Below are 24,402 nucleotides of genomic sequence, written 5' to 3' on the forward strand. Positions count from 1 at the left end.
CAGTTCTCAGGATAGGACGCAGAGCGTCCAGAACGGCATGCCCACGCTGGAGCATGGGCACGATAGTGTTTCCCTCAACTGGCGGCCGCAATCAATCCGCGTCGCTCCAGCGCCACCTGAGTCCCTTCCGGACTCATCCGCACCAGGTTCACCGGGATGGATTTGGCCGCAGGGGTGTTGCCGTGTTTATCCCGATTGGCCAGTGGTAGCAGGCCGTTGGTCTCCGGGTAGTACGCTGCGCAGCATCCCTGCGGCACGTCGTAGGGGATGACCTTGAAACCCGCTGCTCGCCGCGCGGTGGTCGGGTCGAGCGCCGTCTGAAACTCGATGTAGTCCCCGGCCTTCAGCCCCAGGCGTTCGATGTCCTGCGGGTTGAGCATCACCACCATGCGGTCGCCAAAGATGTCCCGATAGCGGTCATCGTTGGAATACACCGTGGTGTTGAACTGGTCATGGCTGCGGATCGTCATCAACTGCAGATGCTCGGCCCCCGGCGGCGTGTCGTCTTCGTCGTAGATGCCTTCGGGAAAGAGGAAGTTGGCCTTGCCCGACTCGGTGTCCCACTTGCGCTCACTGGCGGCATTGGGCAATCGAAAACCTCCGGGTTCGAGGATGCGCTGATTGAAATCGTAAAACTGCTCGGGCAGTACTTCTTCGATCTTGTCGCGAATCCTGGCGTAGTCACCCACATAGCTGTCCCAGTCCACCTTGGGATTGGGCGCAAGCGTCGCTTTGGCGATACCGGCAATGATCGCCACTTCGGAAATCAGATGTTTCGACGCAGGCTCGAGCATGCCGGTCGAGCCGTGCACCATCGACATCGAGTCCTCCACCGTAATGGTTTGCGCCACACCGTTCTGCAGGTCGCGCTCCGAACGTGCCACGCACGGCAGCAGAAAGGCCTTCTGACCATGGACTGTCGCGCTGCGGTTGAGCTTGGTGTTGACCAGCACCGTCATTTTCAGACGGCTGACGGTCGGGCAGATCACATAGGTGTCCGGAATGGCACGGAAAAAATTACCGCCCATGGAAATCAGCGCTTCCACCTCGCCACGCAACAGGGCTTCGCAGGTCTCGGCCACAGCGTGACCTTTTTTTCTGGACGCCTCGAAACCGAACACCTTGCTCATGCTGGCCAGAAACGGTTCGCCGGCCTTTTCGTAGATGCCCATCGTCCTGTCGCCCTGTACGTTGGAATGCCCACGCACCGGACACGCCCCCGCACCAAGCTTGCCGATGTTGCCGCGTAACAGCAGCAGGTTGATGATCTGCTGCATGGCGTCACCGCCGCGCTTGTGCTGAGTGATGCCCATTCCCCAGCAGCAGATGACCCCCTTCGAGCGCTTATAGACCGCCGCCACCTCTTCGATGGCCTGACGCGTCAGGCCCGAATGGCGCTCGATGATGTCCCAGGGCAACTGTCGGCAGTAATCGGCGTACTGCTCGAAGCCATGGGTGTGTTCTTCAATGAACGCCACATCGAGTACACGTGGCAGGTGTTCACGCTGCGCCACGTCGTCGGCTTCGATCACGGCCTTGCAAACGCCTTGCAGGGCGATCATGTCGCCGCCGATCCTGACCTGATGGTACTGCGAGCTGATTTCCACCCCATGCAGACTGAGCATGTCGCGCGGGTCCTGCGGCGCCGCAAAACGTACCAGCGCCCTCTCCCGCAGCGGGTTGAACGAGATGATGCTCGCGCCCCGGCGCGCGGCGGCGTGCAGCTCGGACATCATGCGCGGGCTGTTGGTCCCGGGGTTCTGGCCGATGATGAAAATCGCGTCGGCGCTCTCGAAATCCTCCAGCGTCGTGGTGCCTTTGCCAACCCCGATCGACTCGGGCAGCGCCGCGGTGGTGGTCTCATGGCACATGTTCGAGCAGTCAGGGAAGTTGGCCATGCCGTACATCCGGCCAAACAGCTGATACAGAAAGGCGGCTTCGTTCGATGTGCGCCCTGAGGTGTACAGCTCCAGCTTCCACGGGTCGCTCAGGTTGCGCAGTTCTTCGCCGATCTCGGCGAACGCCTCGTCCCAGGTGACGGGCAGGTATTTGTCACTGGCGGCGTCGTAGCGCATCGGCTCGGTGATACGGCCTTCTGCTTCCAGCTCGTGGTCGCTCCAGGTGGCCAGTTCGCTGACCGTATGCCGGGCGAAGAACTCAGGAGTCACGCGTTTCTTGGTCGATTCCCAGGCCAGTGCCTTGGCACCGTTCTCGCAGTATTCAAAGGTGTGCGGCTTTTTCGGGTCCGGCCAGGAGCAGCTGGGGCAGTCGAAGCCTCCAGGCTTGTTCATGGACATCAGCGTGCGGTTGCCCTTGATCAGCACATGCTGGTGCAACAGGTGCTTGTTGACCGCACTGAGCGCGGCCCAGCCACCTGCCGGCGTGCCGTCGGTCTGTGATCCCTGAAGCGGGGCCTGGGAGTTTTCCGATTCGGACATGGGGTGTGTTCTCTCTCATAAAGCCCGTGAAGGCATGAAGCTCGTGTGTCTGAGATACACGGGCTCAGAGAGAATTCGCCCGAGTCGACGAGCGTTGCCGACAGGGCGCGTCGGCAAGAGGTTCAGTCAGGGTCATGCCCTGTTCAGCAGCGGTTCAGAAAAAGCTCAGGCCGACCTGAAACAGCCGCTCGACATCGCGAATGCACTTCTTGTCTACAAGGAACATGATCACATGGTCACCGGATTCGATCACCGTGATGTCATGGGCAATAAGCACTTGTTCGTCGCGGATCACTGCGCCGATTGCCGTACCGGTCGGCAGGTTGATGTCCTTGATCGCACGGCTGACGACCTTGCTGGATTTCGAGTCGCCGTGAGCGACGATCTCGATGGCTTCGGCTGCACCGCGTCGCAGCGAATGCACGCTGACGATATCACCGCGGCGCACGTGGGCCAGCAGCGTGCCGATGGTTGCCAGTTGCGGGCTGACCGCAACGTCGATTTCGCCACCCTGCACCAGGTCGACGTAGGCCGGGTTATTGATCAGCGTCATCACCTTGCGTGCGCCCAGACGCTTGGCCAGCAGCGACGACATGATGTTGGCTTCATCGTCGTTGGTCAGCGCCAGGAACAGGTCGGTGTTGCCGATGTTTTCTTCCAGCAGCAGGTCGCGGTCCGATGAGCTGCCCTGCAGCACCACCGTGCTGTCCAGGTGTTCCGACAGATAGCGGCAGCGCGCCGGGCTCACTTCGATGATCTTCACCTGATAGCGGCTTTCGATGGCTTCAGCCAGACGCTCGCCGATGTTGCCGCCGCCGGCGATGACGATACGTTTGTAGTTCTCGTCCAGGCGCCGCAGCTCGCCCATCACGGCGCGAATGTCAGCCTTGGCGGCAATGAAGAACACCTCGTCGTCGGCCTCGATGACCGTGTCGCCATGCGGCAGTATCGCCCGGTCGCGGCGATAGATCGCCGCGATGCGCGTTTCGACATTCGGCATGTGCGCTCGTAGCTGACGCAGCGGCTGACCGACCAGCGCGCCGCCGTAGTAGGCTTTGACCGCGACCAGTTGCGCTTTGCCTTCGGCGAAGTCGATCACCTGCAGCGCACCGGGGTACTCGATCAGACGCTTGATGTAGTTGGTGACGACCTGCTCCGGACTGATCAGCACGTCGACCGGGATCGCGTTTTTATCGAACAGGCCTGCGCGTGTCAGGTACGCCGCTTCACGGATGCGCGCGATCTTGGTCGGCGTATGGAACAGCGTATGGGCCACCTGACAGGCAATCATGTTGGCTTCGTCGCTGCTGGTCACCGCGACCAGCATGTCGGCGTCGTCCGCGCCGGCCTGACGCAACACCGCCGGGTAGGAGCCCTTGCCCTGCACGGTGCGGATGTCCAGGCGGTCGCCCAGATCGCGCAACCGGTCGCCGTCAGTGTCGACCACGGTGATGTCGTTGGCTTCGCCCGCCAGATGCTCGGCCAGCGTACCGCCTACCTGCCCTGCACCCAGAATGATGATTTTCACGCGCTTACTCCCGCGCCGACGCGATCTTGATCAGTTTGGCGTAGTAGAAACCGTCGTGGCCGCCTTGCTGGGCCAGCAGCTGGCGACCATGGGCTTGCTTGATACCCGCGGGCGGCTGTCCGGCCTGCCCGGCGATGTCCAGCTCTCTGGCCCCGGAGGTACGCGCCAGAAACGCCTCGATGACGTCGGTGTTTTCGGTTGGCAGTGTCGAGCAGGTCGCGTACACCAGCATGCCGCCTACCTGCAGCGTAGGCCACAACGCATCGAGCAGCTCGCCCTGCAAGGCCGCCAGCGCGGCGATGTCATCTGCCTGACGAGTCAGTTTGATGTCCGGATGCCGACGAATCACGCCGGTCGCCGAGCACGGTGCGTCGAGCAGGATGCGCTGGAACGGTTTGCCGTCCCACCACTGCGCTGTCTCGCGGGCGTCGGCTGCAATCAGCTCGGCATCCAGTCCCAGGCGATCGAGGTTTTCACGCACGCGCACCAGACGCTTGGCTTCCAGATCCACCGCCACCACGCCGTCCAGTTGCGGCTGTACTTCCAGCAAGTGGCAGGTCTTGCCGCCCGGCGCGCAGCAGGCATCGAGTACCCGTTGCCCGGGGGCCAGCTCCAGCAGGTCGGCGGCCAGCTGCGCGGCTTCATCCTGCACGCTGATCCAGCCTTCGGCAAAACCGGGCAGCGAGCGCACATCGCACGGCTCGGCGAGGACGATGCCGTCCTGGCTGAAGATGCACGCGCTGGCTTGCAGGCCGGCAGTGTCGAGCAGTTCGAGGTATTGATCGCGACGGTGATGGCGTCGGTTGACGCGCAAGATCATTGGCGGGTGCGCATTGTTGGCTGCGCAGATGGCTTCCCACTGTTCCGGCCAGGCGGCTTTCAAAGCTTTCTGCAGCCAGCGCGGGTGGGCGGTACGCACCACCGGGTCGTGTTCCAGCTCGATCAGCAGCGCCTCGCCGTCACGTTGCGCATTGCGCAGCACGGCGTTGAGCAAGCCTTTGGCCCACGGCTTTTTCAATTTGTCGGCGCAGCCCACGGTTTCGCCAATCGCAGCATGGGCCGGAATGCGGCTGTAGAACAGTTGATAAAGGCCGACCAGCAACAAGGCTTCAACGTCGGCGTCGGCGGCCTTGAAGGGCTTCTGCAGCAGCTTGGCCGCCAATGCCGACAGACGCGGCTGCCAGCGCGCGGTGCCGAATGCCAGGTCCTGCGTCAGGCCACGATCACGCACCTCGACCTTGTCCAGTTGAGTCGGCAACGAGCTGTTCAGCGAGGCCTTGCCGCTGAGCACGGCAGCCAGTGCCTTGGCGGCGGCCAGACGCGGGTTCATTGGCCCAGCACCGTGCCGATGGCAAATTTCTCGCGGCGGCTGTTGAACAGGTCAGTGAAGTTCAGCGGCTTGCCGCCCGGCAATTGCAGACGGGTCAGGCGCAGCGCGTTCTGCCCGCAGGCGACGATCAGGCCATCCTTGCTGGCGCCGAGAATCGTCCCCGGCGCGCCCTGCCCTTCGGCCAGATCGGCGGCCAGGACTTTCAGGGTTTCTTCGTTCAGCGTGCTGTGACAGATCGGCCAGGGGTTGAAGGCGCGGACCAGGCGTTCAAGCTCATCGGCCGGACGCGTCCAGTCCAGGCGCGCTTCGTCCTTGTTCAGCTTATGGGCGTAGTTGGCCAGGCTGTCATCCTGAACCTCGCCGACCAGCGAGCCGTCCGCCAGACCGGCAATAGCCTGCAACACAGCAGGCGGACCGAGTTCGGCCAGGCGATCATGCAGCGTGCCGCCCGTGTCCTGCGCGGTAATCGGGGTGACCGCCTTGAGCAGCATCGGCCCGGTGTCCAGGCCCGCTTCCATGCGCATCACGGTTACGCCGCTCTCGGCATCACCGGCCTGCACCGCGCGCTGAATCGGCGCCGCACCGCGCCAGCGCGGCAGCAGCGACGCATGGCTGTTGATGCAGCCCAGGCGCGGAATATCCAGCACCACTTGCGGCAGGATCAGGCCGTAGGCGACGACCACCATCAAATCGGGTTGCAGCGCTGCCAGTTCAGCCTGCGCAGCAGGATCGCGCAGTGTGGGCGGCTGCATGACCGGTACGTCATGTTGCAGCGCCAGTTGCTTGACCGGGCTGGGCATCAGCTTTTGTCCACGACCGGCCGGGCGATCGGGCTGGGTGTACACGGCGACGATCTGGTGAGGGCTGTCGAGCAGGGCCTTGAGGTGTTCGGCGGCGAATTCCGGGGTGCCGGCGAAGACGATGCGCAGTGGCTCAGTCATGGAGTTCTCATTATAAAAAAAGGCCTGTTCAGGCCTTTTGGGGTAACGACGGATCAGGCGTTGAGCTTGTGCTGCTTTTCGAGCTTCTTCTTGATCCGGTCACGCTTGAGGTTGGAAAGGTAATCGACGAACAGCTTGCCGTTCAGGTGATCGCATTCATGCTGGATACAGATGGCGAGCAGGCCCTCGGCAACCAGTTCATAAGGCTTGCCGTCACGGTCCAGCGCCTTGACGCGGACCTTTTGCGGACGGTCGACGTTCTCGTAGAAGCCCGGCACCGACAGGCAGCCTTCCTGATACTGATCCATTTCATCGGTCAGTTTTTCGATTTCAGGATTGATGAAGACCATCGGTTCGCTACGGTCTTCGCTCAGGTCCATGACGACCACGCGCTTGTGGACGTTGACCTGAGTCGCGGCCAGGCCAATACCTGGCGCTTCGTACATGGTTTCAAACATGTCGTCGACCAACTGGCGAATGCCGTCGTCTACCATCGCCACAGGTTTGGCGATGGTGCGCAGGCGCGAATCGGGAAATTCGAGGATGTTTAGAATGGCCATATACGTAAGAGCTGCACTGTTAAGGTAAAGTCAATGTTGGGTGCCGGGCCCGGGAGTTCAAGGCAGGCAGCCCAGGACAGGACTCTAGGGTTCGCGTGAGGCAACATGATAAAGGGATTCACCGCATGAGGAAATCACTACTCGCCCTGCTGCTGCTGACCGCCAGCGGTCTTGCGCAGGCGCAAGTGCAACTCAGGGAAGGCTATCCACAGAGCTACACCGTTGTCGCCGGGGACACACTCTGGGACATTTCCGGCAAGTTCTTGCGTGAACCGTGGAAATGGCGCGAGATCTGGCGGGCCAATCCGCAAGTCCATGATCCTGACCTGATCTACCCCGGTGACACTCTCGCGCTGACCTGGGTCGATGGTCAGCCGCGCGTGACGCTCAATCGGGGCCAGTCGCGTGGCACCATCAAATTGTCACCGCGGGTGCGCAGTACGCCGATGGTCGAGGCCATTCCGAGCATTCCGCTGGGCGCGATCAACGCCTTCCTGATCAACAATCGGATTGTCGACAGCGCCGAGCAGTTCGAAAAAGCCCCCTACATCGTTGCGGGCAACGCCGAGCGCGTGCTCAGTGGCAACGGTGATCGTGCCTATGCACGGGGCGCGCTGGACCCGGCGCACAGCGTCTATGGCATCTTCCGTCAGGGCAAGACCTACGTCGATCCCAAGACCCAGGAAGTGCTGGGGATCAATGCCGATGACGTCGGCAGCGCCGAGGTGGTTGCCACCGAGGGTGACGTCTCGACCCTGATTCTGCAGCGCTCCACACAGGAAGTGCGTCTGGGCGATCGTTTATTCAGCAGCGAAGAGCGGGCCATCAACTCGACGTTCCTGCCCAGCGCTCCGCAGGCGCCGATAGACGGTTTGATTCTGGATGTGCCACGCGGCGTCACTCAGGTCAGCGTGCTGGATGTGGTCACGCTCGACAAGGGCAAACGCGACGGCCTGACCGAGGGCAACGTGCTGGCGATCTACAAGACCAGCGAGACCGTGCGCGACCGGATCACCGGTGAACAGGTAAAAATCCCCGACGAACGGGCCGGCCTGCTGATGGTTTTCCGTACCTACGACAAGCTTAGTTACGCCTTGGTCCTGCAAGCCAACCGATCTTTGGCCATCATGGACAAGGTTCGCAACCCGTAGACGCATGTTTCAGATCTGACACGGATTTGTGCGACGAACCAGACACTTATCAAATTGTTGTCAACAGAGTTATCCACAGGTTTGTGCATCCCTCGGGATGCACGATGGATCAGGGACGATCTCATGCCATTGTTCGAAAATGCCCCCTCTTCACCCGCAGAGCTGGAAGCGCGTTTGCGCATGCACCGCTTGCCCGAGATAGGGCCGAAACGCTTTTCCAGACTGATTGAAGCCTTCGGTTCGGCCTCGTCGGCGCTCAGTGCGCCGGCCAGCGCATGGCGTGCGCTGGGTATTCCTGGTGCCTGTGCCGAGGCGCGTCGTGACCCCTCCGTACGTGATGGCGCCAGTGCCGCATTGGCCTGGCTGGAGCGTCCGGCCCAGCATTTGCTGATGTGGGACGACCCTGGCTACCCCGCATTGCTGGCGCAGATCGCTGATCCACCGCCGCTGATCTTCATTGCCGGCGACCCTTCGATCCTTGAGCGTCCGCAGTTGGGAATGGTCGGCAGTCGTCGCGCTTCACGACCCGGGCTGGACACCGCCAGCGCTTTTGCGCGCAGCCTGGCGGCTGCCGGTTTTGTGATCACCAGTGGCCTGGCGCGGGGTATTGACGGCGCCGCGCATCAGGGCGCATTGGATGTCGGGGGGCTTACAATCGGCGTGCTTGGCACCGGGCTCGAAAAACTTTATCCACAGCAGCATCGCGCGCTCGCAGCGCAGATCGCGGCACAGGGCGGCGCAGTGATTTCCGAGTTCCCGCTGGACGCCGGACCGCAGGCCAGCAACTTCCCTCGGCGTAACCGAATCATCAGCGGCCTGTCGCTGGGCATACTGGTGGTCGAGGCCAGTGTCGCCAGCGGCTCGTTGATTACCGCGCGACTGGCCGCCGAGCATGGACGAGAGGTGTATGCGATACCTGGCTCGATTCATCACCCTGGCGCCAAGGGCTGTCATCAGTTGATACGTGACGGCGCGACACTGGTCGAGACCGTCGAGCACATTCTTGAAGGCTTGCAGCACTGGAAACGTGTTACGCCCGACATCGATCCTGTCACGCCGGCGAAGCCTGTCCCTTGCGATCATCCTTTATTGGCGCTGCTGCACGCCGCACCGCACACCAGCGAGGGGCTGTCGGTGTCATGCGGCTGGCCATTGCCCAAGGTATTGGCTGGCCTGACCGAGCTGGAACTGGACGGACGCATAAGCTGTGAAGCAGGACGATGGTTCGCCAGAGCGCCCTGAGGTTAAACTGCCGCCAGGATTCAGTGGAGAGACAAACAATGGTCAGCAGTTGGCGAGTGCAACAAGCCGCTCAGGATATTCGAGCCGGTGCGGTGATTGCCTACCCGACCGAGGCAGTCTGGGGGCTGGGGTGCGATCCGTGGGATGAAGAAGCGGTCTATCGTCTGCTGGCGATCAAGTCACGGCCGGTGGAAAAAGGCCTGATCCTGATTGCCGACAACATTCGCCAGTTCGACTTCCTGTTCGAAGACTTCCCCGAATTGTGGCTCGACCGCATGGCCAGCACCTGGCCTGGGCCCAACACCTGGCTGGTACCGCATCAGAACCTGCTGCCCGAGTGGATCACCGGTATTCACGAAACCGTGGCGCTGCGTGTTACCGATCACCCGACCGTACGTGAGCTGTGCGCACTGGTCGGTCCGTTGATTTCCACCTCCGCCAACCCGGCGGGCCGCCCGGCTGCGCGTTCGAGATTGCGCGTCGAGCAGTACTTCCGTGGGCAGATCGACGGGGTTCTCGGCGGCAGCCTGGGCGGGCGTCGAAACCCCAGCGTGATACGTGACATCGCCACCGCGCAGATCGTGCGCGCCGGCTGACGCTGGCGCACACAGCGCGGGTTCAGTGGTAGACGATCAAGGGATCAGAATGGTCGAGCCAGTGGTGCGCCGGGCCGACAGCTCGGTCTGCGCCCTGGCGGCGTCCTTCAGGGCGTACTGCTGAATGCCGTCGACCTTGAGCTTGCCGCTGGCGAGCATGTCGAACAGCTCGTCAGCCATGGCCTGCAGGTTCTGCGCATTGTTGGCGTAAGAGCCCAGCGTCGGGCGGGTGACATACACCGAACCCTTTTGCGCCAGAATCCCGAGATTCACGCCCGAGACCGGCCCGGAGGCATTGCCGAAGCTCACCACCAGCCCGCGTGGCGCCACGCAGTCGAGCGACGTCAACCAGGTGTCCTGGCCCACCCCGTCGTAGACCACCGGGCATTTCTTGCCGTCGGTCAGTTCCAGCACGCGGCTGGCGACGTCTTCGTGGCTGTAATCAATGGTTTCCCAGGCTCCAAGCGCCTTGGCGTGAGCGGCCTTCTCCGGCGAACTGACCGTGCCGATCAGTTTGCCGCCCAGGGCCTTGACCCATTGACAGGCCAGCGAGCCCACCCCGCCTGCGGCGGCATGAAACAGAATGATCTCGCCCGGCTTCACCTGATAGGTCTGACGCAGCAGATACTGCACCGTCAGGCCCTTGAGCATCAGGGCTGCGGCCTGCTCGAAACTGATCGAGTCCGCCAGCTTGACCAGATTCGCTTCAGGCAGCACGTGCACTTCGCTGTACGCCCCCAGCGGCCCGGTGCCATAAGCGACACGATCACCGACCTTGAAGCGCGTCACCTCGGCCCCCACCGCCTCGACCACCCCCGCCCCTTCTGCACCGAGGCCGGAAGGCAGCGACGGCGCCGGATACAGCCCGTTGCGGTAATAGGTATCGATGAAATTCAGGCCAATGGCCTTGTTACGCACCACCACCGCCTGCGGCCCCGGAGCCTCCGGCTCGAAATCGACATATTCAAGAACCTCGGGTCCTCCGACAGTGCTGAACTGGATACGCTTTGCCATGTGCTCTCTCCTTGATGGTTAAAACAAGCTGCGAAAGCCCCCATCGGACTCCTTCCCCGGACCTTCGTCAACTGCCAGCCCGCGCCGCCGATGGTATGCTACGCGCCAATTTGCCTGCGCCTCTTTTGCTGCGGGGGCTCAGCCGTTTGACGTCAGCCGTAAGGGATCCTCATGAGTACCCGTACCGAGGCCGTAAAAGCCTACCTGCTCGACCTGCAAGACCGTATCTGCACTGCGCTTGAACAGGAAGATGGCAGCGCACACTTCATGGAAGATGCCTGGACGCGTCCGGCGGGCGGCGGTGGTCGTACGCGGGTGGTCGAGAATGGCACGGTCATCGAGAAAGGCGGTGTCAATTTTTCCCATGTTTTCGGCAGCAATCTGCCGCCGTCTGCCAGCGCTCATCGGCCTGAACTGGCCGGGCGTGGTTTCGAGGCGCTGGGCGTTTCGCTGGTGATCCATCCGCACAACCCGCATGTGCCGACGTCCCACGCCAACGTGCGCTTCTTCATTGCCGAGAAAGAAGGTGAAGAGGCCGTCTGGTGGTTCGGTGGCGGTTTCGACCTGACGCCCTATTACGGCGTCGAGGAAGACTGCGTGCACTGGCACCGGGTTGCCGAGCGCGCCTGTGCGCCCTTCGGCGACGATGTCTACCCGCGCTACAAGGCCTGGTGCGACAGTTACTTCCACCTCAAGCATCGCGATGAACCGCGCGGCATCGGTGGTCTGTTTTTCGATGACGTGAACCAGTGGGATTTCGACACCAGCTTCGCCTTCATCCGCGCCATCGGTGATGCGTTCATCAATGCCTATCTGCCGATCGTGCGGCGGCGCAAGGCGGCGGCCTATACCGTGCAGCAGCGTGAGTTTCAGGAATTCCGTCGTGGTCGCTACGTCGAGTTCAACCTGGTGTATGACCGCGGCACGTTGTTCGGTCTGCAATCGGGTGGGCGTACCGAATCGATCCTCATGTCGCTGCCGCCGCAAGTCCGCTGGGGTTATGACTGGAAGGCCGCGCCGGGCAGCGAAGAAGCGCGTCTGACCGAATACTTCCTGACCGACCGCGACTGGCTGGCGGAAAACTGATGGACCGGTACGTCGTCTTCGGTAATCCCATCGGCCACAGCAAGTCGCCGTTGATTCATCGCCTGTTTGCCGAGCAAACCGGGCAAACGCTGGATTACCAAACCTCACTGGCACCGCTGGACGATTTCACCGCGTTTGCCCAGGCGTTTTTCCAGGCCGGGCGTGGCGCCAACGTCACCGTGCCGTTCAAGGAACAAGCCTGGCGCCTGGCCGACAGCCTGACCCAACGTGCGCAGCGCGCCGGGGCGGTCAACACCCTGAGCAAGCTCGACGACGGAACTCTGCTGGGCGATAACACTGACGGTGCGGGGCTGGTACGCGATCTGACGGTCAATTGCGGGCGCAGCCTGCGTGGTCAGCGCATTCTGTTGCTGGGCGCAGGCGGTGCGGTGCGTGGCGCGCTGGAGCCGTTGCTTGGGCAACAGCCCGCTGCGTTGGTGATCGCCAATCGTACGGTCGAGAAAGCCGAGCGGCTGGCGCAGGAGTTCGCCGACCTCGGGCCGGTATTCGCCAGCAGCTTCGACTGGCTTGAAGAGTCGGTGGACGTGATCATCAATGCCACCTCTGCCAGCCTGGCCGGAGAGCTGCCACCGATCGCGCCCAGCCTGATCCAGCCGGGAGTGACCTTCTGCTATGACATGATGTACAGCAACGAGCCTACTGCTTTTTGCCGTTGGGCCACCGAGCACGGCGCGGCGCGGGCGGTGGATGGTCTGGGCATGCTGGTCGAGCAGGCCGCAGAAGCCTTTCTGCTGTGGCGCGGTGTGCGTCCGGAGTCGACTCCGGTGCTGGCGGAGTTGCGCAGATTGCTGGCTGCGGGTTGATCGGCTATCTGCGAACTATCGTGCCAATGCTCCGAGTTATACACAAGTCCGCTTTTGATTCTGGCCGAAGGCCGTGGGAGCGAACCGGGCGACGCTTCGCTTGTTCGCGAAGGCGGTATTTCAGATGATGTATTTTCGACGATTATACCTGCCCTTTCGCGAACAAGTTCGCTCCCACGCCCTCCGGGCAGAAGCCAAATCTACGGCCTTATCGGGACCTTTGTAGAACGCAGAGCGTCGCGACGATGAGTTACAGCTCAATCCTCAAACAGAATCGGGCACTTCTCCGCGCCTTCCAGCTTGTGCAGCTCTTCGATCACTTGCGGCCTGGCATTGCGCAGGACCAGCACTCTGCCCTGCCGGCCCAGACGTCTGGCTTCCTGATGAAGCATCTCCACGCCTGAGTAATCGATGAAGTTGATCTGCTGCGCATCGATCACCACTCGCACACCTTCGGTACGTTGCAGGCGGGTTTGCAGGTAGTGGCTGGCGCCGAAGAAGATCGATCCGCCGACCCGCAGGACCTCCTCGTCGCCCTCGCGCCATTGCTGGACGCGCGGTTGCGAGGTGCGCTTGAGGTAGAAGAACAGCGAGGCCAGTACACCGGCGTAGATCGCGGTTTGCAGCTCCAGCAGCAGGGTGGCCAGGCAGGTCAGCGCCATCACGAAAAACTCGGCGCGGCTGACGCGGAACAGTGCCCGAATGCCGCGGCGATCCACCAGCCCCCAACAGATCAGCAGGATTGAGGCGGCCATGGCCGGGATCGGAATGTGCGATATCAACGAGGCACCGGCGACCGCGAACAATGCCACCCACAACGCAGAAAACACACCCGCCAGCGGCGAGCGCGCACCAGCCTCGTAACTCAATGCCGCCCGGGTAAAAGACCCGGCTGACAGGTAGCCGGAGAACAGCGAGCCGACCATGTTCGACAGCCCCTGGGCACGCACTTCCTGATTGGCATTGAGCATCTGCTGCGAACGAGCCGACAGCGAGCGGGCAATCGACAGGCTGTTGACCAGCCCGAGCATGCCCACCGCCACGGCGGTCGGCAGCAGCTTGAGGATCAGTTCGAGGTCCAGCGGCAACGGGCTGAAGGGCGGCAGATGGCCGACGAAGGCGCTGACCACACGGACATGGCCGAACATCGCTGGCCACAGCCACACCAGCAGGCTGCTCGACACCAGGGCGATCAACAGCGTCGGCCAGCGAGGCACCAGAAGCTTGAGTCCGATGCCCAGCGCCAGGGTTAACAGGCCGAGCACCAGCGAAGACAGATCGACTTCACGCCAATGCTCGAGCACGGCGGTCAGGCTTTTTAGCGCGGTGGTCTGACTTGGCAGATCGATGCCCAGCAGATTGGGCATCTGCCCCAGCGCAATCACCACCGCAGCGCCCAGCGTGAAGCCCAGCACTACCGAATGCGAAACGAAATTGACCAGCGCACCGAAGCGCATCATCCCCAGCAACAGCTGAAACACACCGGCGATGAAGGTCAGCAGCAGGATCAACATGATGTAGTCCTGACTGGCCGGGACGGCGAGCGGGCTGACGCTGGCGTATAGCACGATGGATATAGCCGCGGTCGGCCCACAGATCAGGTGCCAGGACGAACCCCACAGACAGGCAATGAGGACTGGAACAATCGCAGCGTACAGACCGTATTCAGGCGGCAGCCCGGCGATCAGTGCGTAAGCGATGGATTGCGGCAGCGCCAGAATGGCGCCACTCAGGCCCACCAGCGCATCACCCCCGACGCTGGCGCGATTCTGCTGCGGCAGCCAGGCGAGAAAGGGTAGAAATTTATGGCGATTGAGCCAGCGCATCGGTCCCTCATGTTGGATGGGTCACTGCATCACGACGTCAGACCGTTTCTGCCCGGAGCCGCGAGCGAACGCTAGTTCATGGCGTAGCATTTCGAGGTGGCGACGTTCGTATCTGACCCGGTTCCAGCACCTCTGAGCATGCAGATAACATAGTGTTTCTTGTTCTTGAGGGTCACTACCGGACCAATGTCTGCCACGTACGAAGAAACGACCGTTGCTCCTGCGTTGAGCATCTCTTCCATAGAGACATTGACGGCCTCCAGCCTGGTCGGATATTCCAGCGCGTTTCCAGGCACTTTGGCGCTGGTTTCTGGTGGCCAGCTACCCGCAGAGGCAAAGGATGCGCTCAGAATCAGGGCCAGCGAGAGGGGTATAAGTGACCTTTTCATACTGTTCTCCAGAGTTAGCGGATAGGCCGCACGGCAGTCTAGTGGTTTGTCCCCTTTCGTTGGTTCCTTATTGCTATTCCAGAATGACGCTTCGGAGCGCTAACATTGCTGAAAAACCGGCGCAGTGGAAACTCCTGACGCCGGGTCACTACTTAGTTTAGTGTCGAGGCCTACAATTTCGCCTTCACCGCTGCCAGCCCGTCCTTGCCATCAACCGTCTTCACGCCCTCCAGCCACTTTTCCAGCACCGCCGGGTTGGCCTTGATCCAGGCCTTTGCCGCCTCGCTGTTGCTGACCTTCTTGTTGACCACCTCGGCCATGATGCTGTTTTCCATGTCCAGGGTGAAGCTCAGATGGGTCAGCAGCTTGCCGACGTTCGGGCAGGCTTGAGCATAACCTTTGCGGGTCAGTGTAAAGACCGAGCCGGTGTCACCAAAGTATTTCTCGCCGCCCTTGAGGTAGTGCATGCCCTTGATCTGTACGTTCATCGGGTGCGGCGTCCAGCCGAGGAACACCACAAAGGCCTTTTTCTTCACGTTGCGATTGACCTCGGCCAGCATCGCGGTCTCGCTGGATTCCACCAGCTTCCATTTGCCCAGATCGAATTCGTTCTTCTTGATGATCTCCTGCAACGACAGGTTGGCAGGCGCGCCAGAACCGATGCCATAGATCTTCTTGTCGAACTTGTCAGCAAATTTGCTCAGGTCGGCAAAGTCATGCACACCGGCATCCCAGACGTAATCCGGCACGGCCAGGGTGAATTCGGTGCCCTCAAGGTTCTTCGCCAGTTGCGTCACATCGCCGATGGCCACGAACTTGTCGTAGAAGCCCTGCTGCGCCGGCATCCAGTTGCCCAGAAACACATCCAGCTTGCCGTCTTTCAAACCGCCATAGGCGATCGGCACGGCCAGGGTATCGACCTTGGGCTTGTAGCCCAGACCTTCGAGTACCACGCTGGTAATGGCGTTGGTGGCCGCAATGTCACTCCAGCCGGGATCGGCCATCTTCACGGTGCTGCAACTGGCGTCCTCTGCCTGTGCTGCAAGGCTGCCGAGGGTCATGACCGCGACCGCAACGGCTGTGGATAACTTCTTCATTGATGTACCCCTTTGGTTTTTTTGGTGTGGGCAGGGTCAAGGTTGCGGAAAACGTGCCTTGCGCTCCAGATCGTCCAGATCAATGTGGTTGCGCATGTACTGCTGACTGGCGTCGACCAGTGGCTGGTGATCCCAACTCTTCAGCTTGCCGGTTGCCAGCGATTTGGCGACGAAGCGCCTTCTGCGCTGGCTGGCGAGCACCTGTTGGTGTATCGCCGGGATGTCCCACTTGGCCCGAGCTTCGGCCAGGAAATCGTTGAACAGCTTTTCATGGGTGGGTGACTGGCTCAGGTCCTTCTGCTCTTTCGGGTCCTTTTTCACATCGAACAGCAGGCACGGGTCCTGCTCCGAATAGATGAATTTGTACGCGCCACGACGGATCATCATCAGCGGGCTGGTGGTGCCTTCGGCCATGTACTCACCGAACACCTCATCGTGCCCGCCCTTGCGTTTCAAATGCGGCATCAGCGAACGTCCGTCCATTGGCAAACCGGCGTCCAGTTTGCCTTTGGCCATTTCGACGAAGGTCGGCAGCAAGTCGGCAGTCGACACCGACGCACTGACCCGTCCCGGTTTGAACTGGCCCGGCGCGTACACCACCAGCGGCACGCGCGCGGCCATTTCGAACCAGTGCATTTTGTACCAGAGGCCCTTCTCGCCCAGCATGTCGCCGTGATCGCCGGAGAACACCACGATGGTGTCTTCCGCCAACCCGACTTCATCGAGCGTCTGCATCAGTTTGCCGACGTTGAGGTCAATGTAGCTGCACGCACCGAAGTAGGCGCGGCGGGCATCACGAATCTTGTCGGTCGGCATGGGCTTGTCCCACAGGTCATAGACCTTGAGCAGCCGTTGTGAATGCGGGTCCAGCGCGGCCTGGTTGGCGTGCGGCGTGGGCATCGGTATTTCGTCGTCGGCGTACAGGTCCCAGAACGGCAGAGGGATGGTGTACGGGTCATGAGGGTGAGTCATGGAAACGGTCAGGCAGAACGGCGCATCCCCGTCCTGGCGCACATGGTCATAAAGGTATTGCTGGGACTTGAACAGCACCTCTTCATCGAAGTCCAGCTGGTTGGTGCGAATGCACGGACCGGCCTGCAACACCGAAGACATGTTGTGATACCAGCTTGGCCGCACGTCCGGCTCGTCCCAGTTGACCGACCAGCCGTAATCGGCCGGGTAGATGTCACTGGTCAGGCGTTCTTCGTAGCCGTGCAGTTGATCCGGTCCGCAGAAATGCATCTTGCCTGCGAGGGCGGTCTTGTAGCCCAGCGCACGCAGGTAGTGGGCATAGGTCGGAATATCGGCCGGGAAGTCGGCTGCGTTGTCGTACGCGCCGATCCTGCTCGGCAGCTGGCCGCTGACCAGGGTGAAGCGCGACGGTGCGCATAGCGGGCTGTTGCAATACGCCGAGTCGAACACTACGCCGTTGGCAGCCATGCGGCTCAGGTTCGGCATCAGAATCGGGGACCGGGCGTAAAACGGCAACATTGGCGCGGCCATTTGATCGGCCATGATGAACAGAATATTTTTGCGCTTCATGTAATCGCTGCGTCCCATTGTGAAAAGTTATGCGAAAGTGCCGGGTATGAGGATGGAGTCCATAAGTTTCAGGGTAAAGCCCATACACAGCAATGCCTAGGATAAGCCCAGCTAATGTTTGAATCTTTCGGCGATGTGTCACTCGACCTGCTGCGTGCCTTTGAGGTCGCGGCGCGCTTGCGCAGCTTCACCGCGGCAGCCCTCGAACTGGGCACGACACAGCCCGCTGTCAGCCAGCAGATCAAGCGTCTCGAAGAGCAACTCGCTACCCGATTGTTCGACCGCATCTACCGTGGCATCGAATTGACCGACGCCGGTGAAGTGTTGTTCAGCCATGTGCAGGCCGGGCTGCAATCCATCGACAGCGGAGTGATAGCCATCACCGAACACCACCAGCACGAAGTGCTTCAAGTGGCGACCGACTTCGCCTTCGCCGCTTACTGGCTGATGCCGCGTCTGCACCGCTTCCACAAGGTCAACCCGGACGTGGACGTCAGCCTGGTCACCAGCGAGCGTACCCACAGCATGTTACGCGCCGATATCGACGTTGCCGTGCTGTTCGGTGACGGGCGCTTCAAACAGGGAGAAAGCCACTGGCTGTTCAGCGAAGAAGTCTTCCCGGTGTGCAGCCCGCAACTGCTCGCCGGGCGCCAGACGCCGCTGCCCACCGATGCGCTGCGCGACTTTCCACTCCTGCACCTGCGTGGCGAGAGCATCAACAACTGGTTCGACTGGGCGGGTGTATTCCGCGCGCTGGACATCCCCCAGGCCCCCGCGCCCGGTCAACTGCGCTTCGACAACTACACCCTGCTGATCCAGGCGGCCATCGGCGGACAAGGCATCGCCATCGGCTGGAAGCACCTGGTCGACGATCTGCTCGATCAAGGCCTGCTCTGTCGCCCTATCGCCGGCGCGGCGATTTCCGGTCAGGGCTATTACGTGGTCCTGCCCCAGCGCAAACGCCGCGTGCAGATCGTTCAGCAGTTCGTGGACTGGCTGGCCAGCGAGCAGGCGTTGAGCGGGGTTTCGCTGGCGGGTAGGCCATTGCCGTCGATTGCGGTTTAGGGAGGCGGTGTTCAAGGTTGAATTAAATATAAGTTCGAAGCAATTAGTGGTTAGATAGGAAATTTCTTACAAGTTTTACGGAAGTAAGCGGGTTTACTTTTGTTCTCATATAGTATTACTTAGGTTGTGTATTAGATGGCGGCTGCATCTGGAATGACTTTAAGTTATGGCTTTCTCAAATAGACGTGTGTGACGCGATTTGATAGTTTCAATCATCATGGATCTTGCTTAAAAGCGCATAAAGCGAGTATTTGAGATTTAACTTATAGATCAGTTTAAGTGCTCCTAAATAGAGCGCTTTGCCCATGCCGTATCAATACTGACCAGTTTATGGCATGCAGCGAGTGATCATAGGCCCAAAAATCTATATCAAATCAATAAGGCTGTAGAAGGCTGCTATGAACTTTGCTTTTTACTATTTAAGATAATGGATGGATTTAACGTGCTTGGAAAAAAGAAAAACAATATTATGAAAGTTTTGCTGTTTGGCGCGCTATTGGGAAGTCAGCTTGGACATTCTGAAGAGTTAGAGTCTACGCCGTATGATTTAGCACCGAAGAAAAATCGTGGGCTGGTTTCTAATGCGGTTGACAGCGTTGACCCTTGGTCCGGGAATCTCAAAGTCAGTCATATTGATTTAAGTATTCCTGGGACGGCAGGCATGGATATCAATATTCATCGAAGCTACGACCTACAGCGTTTAACCGCCGGGCTTGCTGCGCCTTATAGGCAAAGTACGGAATGGACCGCTTTAGGACCCGGTTGGACAATCGCGGCAGCGCCGAAGATTTATCATGCCACCAATTATCATCTTCGTGATCGTAGCGGGACACCTAACTATTACATGAACTCAACTTTTCAGTTGTGTCACAATCAAGGGGAACGTCCCAGTGCCCGATTTAATTTAAGACTTCCGGATGGTAGTAGCGAAAAATTTTATCGTGTTGCACCTTATGAAGACAGAACCAAATCAAATTGGCGTTTACGTTGCGATTCAATGGTGCTTACGCTAACGTCACCATCTGGAATTAGGTATGACATGGGGCGTGCCGATGTAGATATGAAATTTAGTGCTTCAGTTACATCGTTTCCTAACGAAGATCCAGATTTTACAGAATCTATTTTTCTGACAAAAAAGGCAACTGACCTTAATGGTAACTGGATTGCTTACGACTATACTCAATTTGGCCCCCCTTTAAGCGTTCCAATTTCAGGGAGTGTTTATATTGACCACTGTCTTCAAGCCAACCTTGAAGACGCCGCCAATTGCGAAAAATCCGATATGCTTTTATCTAGGATAACGTCCAGTGACGGCAGAGCTGTTGATTTTAATTACGACCCTGCGACAGGCCGCCTTCTTTCGCTGGTCGATAATAATCAGCGCATGGTTCAGTATGGATATACCGCGAAAGACCATCTGAACTCTCAGGCCCTGGCTCAGGTAACTGGACCTACTGGAGAAGTCTGGAAGTATGCCTATCACCCTGGAGAATGGTTTCAGATAGTAGTTTCCAATGAAAGTTATGCGAATGATCAAAGAGCTGCCGCTCGCAAACTTATATCGATTGAGCAGCCCAGCGGTGGAAAAACGACATATGAATACTCATATGTGGATCTAGAAGGCCATCTTGGTGGACGCTTTGTCTGGTCGCGTTTCGAGCGTATAAGCCGCAAAATTGATGCAGCCGGAAATCACTGGGCTTATGCCTATAATCGTGGAAATATTGGACAATACGATAGTACAGTTATCACCGGGCCGGATGGCACAACCATCCATGAGTTCATTGGCCCTGGATACAGTATTGCTACAGATGGAAACACTATAAATAATACCGTGTGGAGTATAGGAAGTCCGGTTAAAATTACCCGCCCGGACGGGAGTTATGAAACATACAAGTGGCAGCAACGGTTTATTTCACATGGAAGAGAATATGTGTTTGAACTCGGTGTAGTCACGGACGATACAATCTGGGCAGCTGACCTTCAAGAGCGAACTTTTTTCCGTGATGGCGCAACCTACAGTAGTCACTACTCTAACTACGATGCTTATGGCAATCCTGGAATACTGACTGAAACAGGTCCTAATAGTGATGGTCGAACTACCACGCTGACTTGGTATAATAATACTGATAAATGGATAATAGGTCGCCCTATAGATCAGATGTCACCTGATAGTTCTGTACATCGTATCTACGATGAGAACGGTAAGCTAATCAATTACAATCGCGATGGTGTTGCGACTGCGTATACCTACGATGCGCAAGGTAATTAAGCGACGCAAATTCGCCCGGGTGATCGTCATTACAGCTACATGAATTATAAACTCGGTACTCCGCAAACTGAGGTTCAGCCAGAGGGTATTACTATTTCGCGTGCAGTCGACGACGCTGGCAATGTTACCTCTGAGACCAACGGTGAAGGCCACACAACGCACTACGAATACGACAGGTTGAATCGCGTAACCTCTATCACTCCGCCGCAAGGCGCTGGTCAAAAAATAATATACACACCCACCAGCAAGACAAATCTGCGCGGCAATCTGTCCGAGATAACTCAATATGATCTGTCTGGTCGTGTCTCCAGTATTGTTAGAGGTGATATAACAACCACCTATGCGTACGATGCCTATGGCCGCGTAACGTTTACTTCAGACCCTAACTCAAGTATGGGAACCAGTTATCAGTATGATGCGCTGGGTCGCGTCATTCGGATCACCCATGCGGACGGTACCTACCAGAGCACTGCCTACGGTTTTGCCCACAAAGTCATAACTGACGAACGAGGCAATTCCACTACTTATAACTATCGTGGCTATGGCGACCCCGAAAAATTGTCTCTGATGTCATTTCAGCCGTCGAATCCGACAGCCAGTATAACCTTGACTCGAAATGGTCGCGAACAAGTGACGTCGGTTACACAAGGCAATTCCACACGCCATTACGGCTATAACGCAAATGGTTATTTGATCTCGGTCAGCAATCCCGAAACTGGAGACACCGTCTACGGTCGAGACATTGCAGGCAATATGACTTCAAAGCAGGTGGGGCAGTCAGATATTACAACGTACACATACGACGGGCAGAATCGACAAACTGCAATCGATTATGCGCAAGGCACTCCCGCTATCAAAAATACTTATGATAAACAAAATAATCTGCTAATAGCGGACAGCAGTACGGGTATTCGAAGCTTTACATACAATCCTGCAGGGTTCGTCATAACGGAAAGCCTTTCTATTGAAGGTAAGCTGTTTGAGCTTTTTTATGGCTACGATGAAAATGATCGGCTGAAAAGCCTCACTTATAATCCGTCTGGTCGCATAGTTGAATATGCGCCAGACGTATTAGGCAGGCCCACAATGGTATCGGGCTACGTTAGCAATATTGCTTATTGGCCGAACGGTATGATTAAACAGGTCATCTATGCCAACGGTGCGGCGGTCAGTTACGAACAAAATAGTCGTCTCTGGCCAGCTTCTTTCAACATTACCTCACCCGCTGGAGTCGATTACCTGAAAAGCATTTACGACTATGATGGTGCGGGTAACTTGTTGACCGTCAGGGACGGTGTGGACAACAGCATGGACCGTACCCTTGCTTACGACAGCCTTGATCGTTTGGTGAGTGCCGATGGTTTCTGGGGGGTAGGAACCCTCGCCTACGACGGTGTAGGAAACTTGACCCAAAAAACGTTTGGCGATTCAAGCCTGAACTATAACTACGATATACAAAACCGCCTGACTTCTGTCGATGGACAGCGCATTGATAGTATAAACTACGATGCTTATGGCAACGTCAGCAGTAGTGCTGACAACGCTTACCTTTACAATAATGTTCCCAATCTTGTATGCGTTAACTGCGAGAGTCCCGACAAAAAAGTTGAATATCAGTACGATGGTTTGAATCAACGCAGTTCCGTCAGTTCTGCGGGCAACAAAATATACGAGATGCAAGATGCCGATGGAAGGTTACGGATGGAACTCGAGGGAGACAAGCTAACCGAGTATTTCTATTTGGGTGGCCAGCGCATTGCACAGCAGGTAAGCCCATGATCGGGTGTCAAGGAAACCGAACCATGCAAATTATAAAAAAGCTATTTCGCAAAGTCAGTGTCGCGATGCTGGCACTCGTGGTGACTCATGCCGCTTTGGCAAACACCGTTACCTATTTTCATAATGATATAGCCGGCAGCCCTATGGTTGCGACCGATGAAACTGGCAATCTACTCTGGAAAGAGAGCTATAAGCCGTACGGAGAAAAATTAACCCAAACGAGTCCAAGCAGTAGCAACAAGATTGGCTTTCATGGGAAAGTATTTGACGATAATAGCGGCCTTTCTTATATGGGGGCACGGTATTACGATCCACTGCTCGGTCGCTTCATGGGTGCTGATCCGGTCGACTTTCAGGAAGGTAATCTGCATAGCTTTAATCGATATGCTTATGCTAACAATAATCCATATAAGTTCTCTGATCCTAGCGGTATGTATGCTGACCTCATTATCGAGACGATGAGCTTAGCGGTTGGTATGGCTAGTTTTCATCAGAATGTAAAAGAGGGGAATTATGGCGCAGCGGCCTTAGATGGTGTCGGTATCGCTGCAGATGGGGTACTCGCTGCGATTCCCATGGTACCTGGAGCAGCAGGTTTGGCCATTCAGGGAGTACGAGGACTGGAAAGGGCATCCGATATACGTCCGCATGTCGACAACGCTACATCATCCGCAGCCCCTGACTTCTTGATATCACCCAACGGGACTGTCTTTCCTGTGCCCAAGGATGCGACGGGCCCTTCGGCTAGTGTGAATCCTGCAGGGAATGTCACAGGTTCTGCTTTCACTAATGGTAGGGGTGGCGATAACGGACAGGTTAATGTAATGCGCGTTATGCAGCCGACACCTCCGAGAGGCAGTAGCCCGGGCTATAAAAATGGATACATTAAATATGAGAATAGGTCAGGTCAGGGTGTCGACCCTTATACAGGACGGACGTTGCCAAATTCAAAAAGTCATTTTCCAATCAAATAATGGAGTGTTGTGCGATGAGCGTACTTACCAGTCTTGTTGGGTCTAATGTTGTAGGTGCATGTATAGTGCATGACTACTTTCAAATATCTTTTGCTGAAGGCATCATATTAAATATCAACAATTCATATCGTATTGTTGGCTCGACAGTGAAGAGCCTGCGTGGGAAAAAACTTGTAAACGTCTCAGAAGACGAGCAAGAAGTTGAGTTGGTTTTCGAAGGTTTAACAAGAATTAGAGTTGATATGAGTCCGGATGGATTTCAAGGGCCGGAGGCTATGCAGCTTTTGAGGCCAGGATTTCCTATGGTTATCTGGAATTAGCTTTACTTGGTTTAAGATGCATGGGCTTGTATGGATAAGTATAAGCCTTGCTCTGCTAGCTGTAGATGGGTTAAGAGTTTTTACACCGCGTCGAGAGGAGTAAAGGGTGAAGATAGATTTTTTCGATGCCAGTAACGATCAAGAAGTAGAAATTGCGCGCCGTTTGGTTTTCTGATGCGGGGCGCAATCCTCAACCAGAAGACTTGAAAGACGCTGGCTTCTTACAGAAGCCGGACCTAGTTCTCATCGGTAAGCTTGTCTTGTTTGAGCTTGAGGATATTTACGGTGCAACATTTATTGTGTTGGCGGAGAGCGTTAGTTTAGACTCTTTGACACGATGTAGCGTTGTGCGTTTAGAAGGTCATCCAACTCCAGCGTTATGGGTTGGACGGCTTTTTTGTGAGGCCGCTTTACCAACCATCATGCAG

Annotated in this window: 20 protein-coding genes; 10 read left to right on the forward strand and 10 right to left on the reverse strand. The window is 57.8% G+C overall.

Going from position 1 to position 24,402, the window contains the following annotated elements; all coding sequences use genetic code 11:
- Positions 1-74: 74 nt before the first annotated feature.
- From KBY02_RS19060 to def, 5 genes are all read right to left on the reverse strand, one after another.
- Entirely contained in the window at positions 75-2,438 is a 2,364-nt protein-coding gene (locus tag KBY02_RS19060) for an FdhF/YdeP family oxidoreductase (protein ID WP_225650685.1), read from the reverse strand.
- A 154-nt stretch (positions 2,439-2,592) separates the two neighbouring features.
- Positions 2,593-3,966 carry a Trk system potassium transporter TrkA gene (trkA, locus tag KBY02_RS19065; RefSeq protein WP_024659693.1) on the reverse strand — a complete coding sequence of 458 codons (1,374 nt, stop codon included), beginning with the start codon at positions 3,964-3,966 and terminating at the stop codon, positions 2,593-2,595.
- Positions 3,967-3,970: 4 nt separating this feature from the next.
- The gene (gene rsmB / locus KBY02_RS19070) at positions 3,971-5,296 is read right to left on the reverse strand and encodes a 16S rRNA (cytosine(967)-C(5))-methyltransferase RsmB (RefSeq protein WP_024641173.1); all 1,326 of its coding nucleotides are present in this window, start codon (positions 5,294-5,296) and stop codon (positions 3,971-3,973) included.
- A complete protein-coding gene (fmt, locus tag KBY02_RS19075) occupies positions 5,293-6,237 on the reverse strand; it encodes a methionyl-tRNA formyltransferase (RefSeq protein ID WP_004403438.1) in 945 nt (314 codons plus the stop codon). Before fmt ends, rsmB begins: the two co-directional genes overlap by 4 nt.
- A gap of 53 nt (positions 6,238-6,290) precedes the next feature.
- A complete protein-coding gene (gene def / locus KBY02_RS19080; protein WP_003401459.1) occupies positions 6,291-6,797 on the reverse strand; it encodes a peptide deformylase in 507 nt (168 codons plus the stop codon).
- A gap of 125 nt (positions 6,798-6,922) precedes the next feature.
- On the opposite strand from def, the gene KBY02_RS19085 reads away from it, so the two are divergent.
- From KBY02_RS19085 to KBY02_RS19095, 3 genes are all read left to right on the forward strand, one after another.
- Positions 6,923-7,948: a LysM peptidoglycan-binding domain-containing protein gene (locus tag KBY02_RS19085; RefSeq protein ID WP_003401462.1), complete on the forward strand. Its 1,026-nt coding sequence runs from the start codon at positions 6,923-6,925 to the stop codon at positions 7,946-7,948.
- A gap of 123 nt (positions 7,949-8,071) precedes the next feature.
- Positions 8,072-9,190, forward strand: a complete 1,119-nt coding sequence (gene dprA / locus KBY02_RS19090) for a DNA-processing protein DprA (protein WP_104683522.1) — start codon at positions 8,072-8,074, stop codon at positions 9,188-9,190.
- Between the two features lie 38 nt (positions 9,191-9,228).
- Positions 9,229-9,786, forward strand: coding sequence for an L-threonylcarbamoyladenylate synthase (locus KBY02_RS19095; protein WP_003340101.1), 558 nt, complete (start codon positions 9,229-9,231; stop codon positions 9,784-9,786).
- A gap of 36 nt (positions 9,787-9,822) precedes the next feature.
- Here the strand turns inward: KBY02_RS19095 and KBY02_RS19100 are convergent, their stop codons facing one another.
- Complete coding sequence (locus KBY02_RS19100) at positions 9,823-10,800, reverse strand: NADPH:quinone reductase (RefSeq protein ID WP_104683523.1); 978 nt, start codon at positions 10,798-10,800, stop codon at positions 9,823-9,825.
- A gap of 171 nt (positions 10,801-10,971) precedes the next feature.
- Here KBY02_RS19100 and hemF point away from each other — a divergent pair, with 171 nt between their 5' ends.
- Positions 10,972-11,886, forward strand: coding sequence for an oxygen-dependent coproporphyrinogen oxidase (gene hemF / locus KBY02_RS19105; RefSeq protein WP_104683524.1), 915 nt, complete (start codon positions 10,972-10,974; stop codon positions 11,884-11,886).
- On the forward strand, positions 11,886-12,710 hold the full coding sequence (aroE, locus tag KBY02_RS19110) for a shikimate dehydrogenase (RefSeq protein ID WP_103359891.1): 825 nt from the start codon (positions 11,886-11,888) through the stop codon (positions 12,708-12,710). The genes hemF and aroE overlap by 1 nt, the downstream gene beginning before the upstream one ends.
- Positions 12,711-12,967: 257 nt before the next feature.
- On the opposite strand, the gene KBY02_RS19115 is transcribed toward aroE, so the two are convergent.
- The 4 genes from KBY02_RS19115 to betC form a co-directional block, all read right to left on the reverse strand.
- Entirely contained in the window at positions 12,968-14,536 is a 1,569-nt protein-coding gene (locus KBY02_RS19115; protein ID WP_104683525.1) for a SulP family inorganic anion transporter, read from the reverse strand.
- 71 nt (positions 14,537-14,607) lie between these two features.
- Positions 14,608-14,925, reverse strand: coding sequence for a hypothetical protein (locus KBY02_RS19120; RefSeq protein WP_096126637.1), 318 nt, complete (start codon positions 14,923-14,925; stop codon positions 14,608-14,610).
- A 170-nt stretch (positions 14,926-15,095) separates the two neighbouring features.
- The gene (locus KBY02_RS19125; protein WP_110392892.1) at positions 15,096-16,022 is read right to left on the reverse strand and encodes a choline ABC transporter substrate-binding protein; all 927 of its coding nucleotides are present in this window, start codon (positions 16,020-16,022) and stop codon (positions 15,096-15,098) included.
- Positions 16,023-16,058: 36 nt separating this feature from the next.
- On the reverse strand, positions 16,059-17,564 hold the full coding sequence (gene betC / locus KBY02_RS19130; protein ID WP_024651199.1) for a choline-sulfatase: 1,506 nt from the start codon (positions 17,562-17,564) through the stop codon (positions 16,059-16,061).
- Between the two features lie 114 nt (positions 17,565-17,678).
- On the opposite strand from betC, the gene KBY02_RS19135 reads away from it, so the two are divergent.
- The 5 genes from KBY02_RS19135 to KBY02_RS19155 all read left to right on the forward strand — a co-directional run bounded on the left by KBY02_RS19135 (position 17,679) and on the right by KBY02_RS19155 (position 23,974).
- On the forward strand, positions 17,679-18,629 hold the full coding sequence (locus KBY02_RS19135) for a choline sulfate utilization transcriptional regulator (RefSeq protein ID WP_024651198.1): 951 nt from the start codon (positions 17,679-17,681) through the stop codon (positions 18,627-18,629).
- 442 nt (positions 18,630-19,071) lie between these two features.
- Positions 19,072-20,901 carry a hypothetical protein gene (locus KBY02_RS19140; RefSeq protein WP_225650686.1) on the forward strand — a complete coding sequence of 610 codons (1,830 nt, stop codon included), beginning with the start codon at positions 19,072-19,074 and terminating at the stop codon, positions 20,899-20,901.
- A 39-nt stretch (positions 20,902-20,940) separates the two neighbouring features.
- Positions 20,941-22,680 (forward strand): RHS repeat protein, encoded by a 1,740-nt coding sequence (locus KBY02_RS19145; protein ID WP_225650687.1) that lies wholly within the window; start codon positions 20,941-20,943, stop codon positions 22,678-22,680.
- A gap of 23 nt (positions 22,681-22,703) precedes the next feature.
- The gene (locus KBY02_RS19150) at positions 22,704-23,654 is read left to right on the forward strand and encodes an RHS repeat domain-containing protein (RefSeq protein WP_104683527.1); all 951 of its coding nucleotides are present in this window, start codon (positions 22,704-22,706) and stop codon (positions 23,652-23,654) included.
- Positions 23,655-23,668: 14 nt separating this feature from the next.
- Positions 23,669-23,974, forward strand: a complete 306-nt coding sequence (locus KBY02_RS19155; RefSeq protein WP_003401510.1) for a hypothetical protein — start codon at positions 23,669-23,671, stop codon at positions 23,972-23,974.
- Positions 23,975-24,402: the final 428 nt, after the last annotated feature.

Source organism: Pseudomonas sp. P129, assembly GCF_020312195.1.
GTDB lineage: Bacteria > Pseudomonadota > Gammaproteobacteria > Pseudomonadales > Pseudomonadaceae > Aquipseudomonas > Aquipseudomonas fragariae.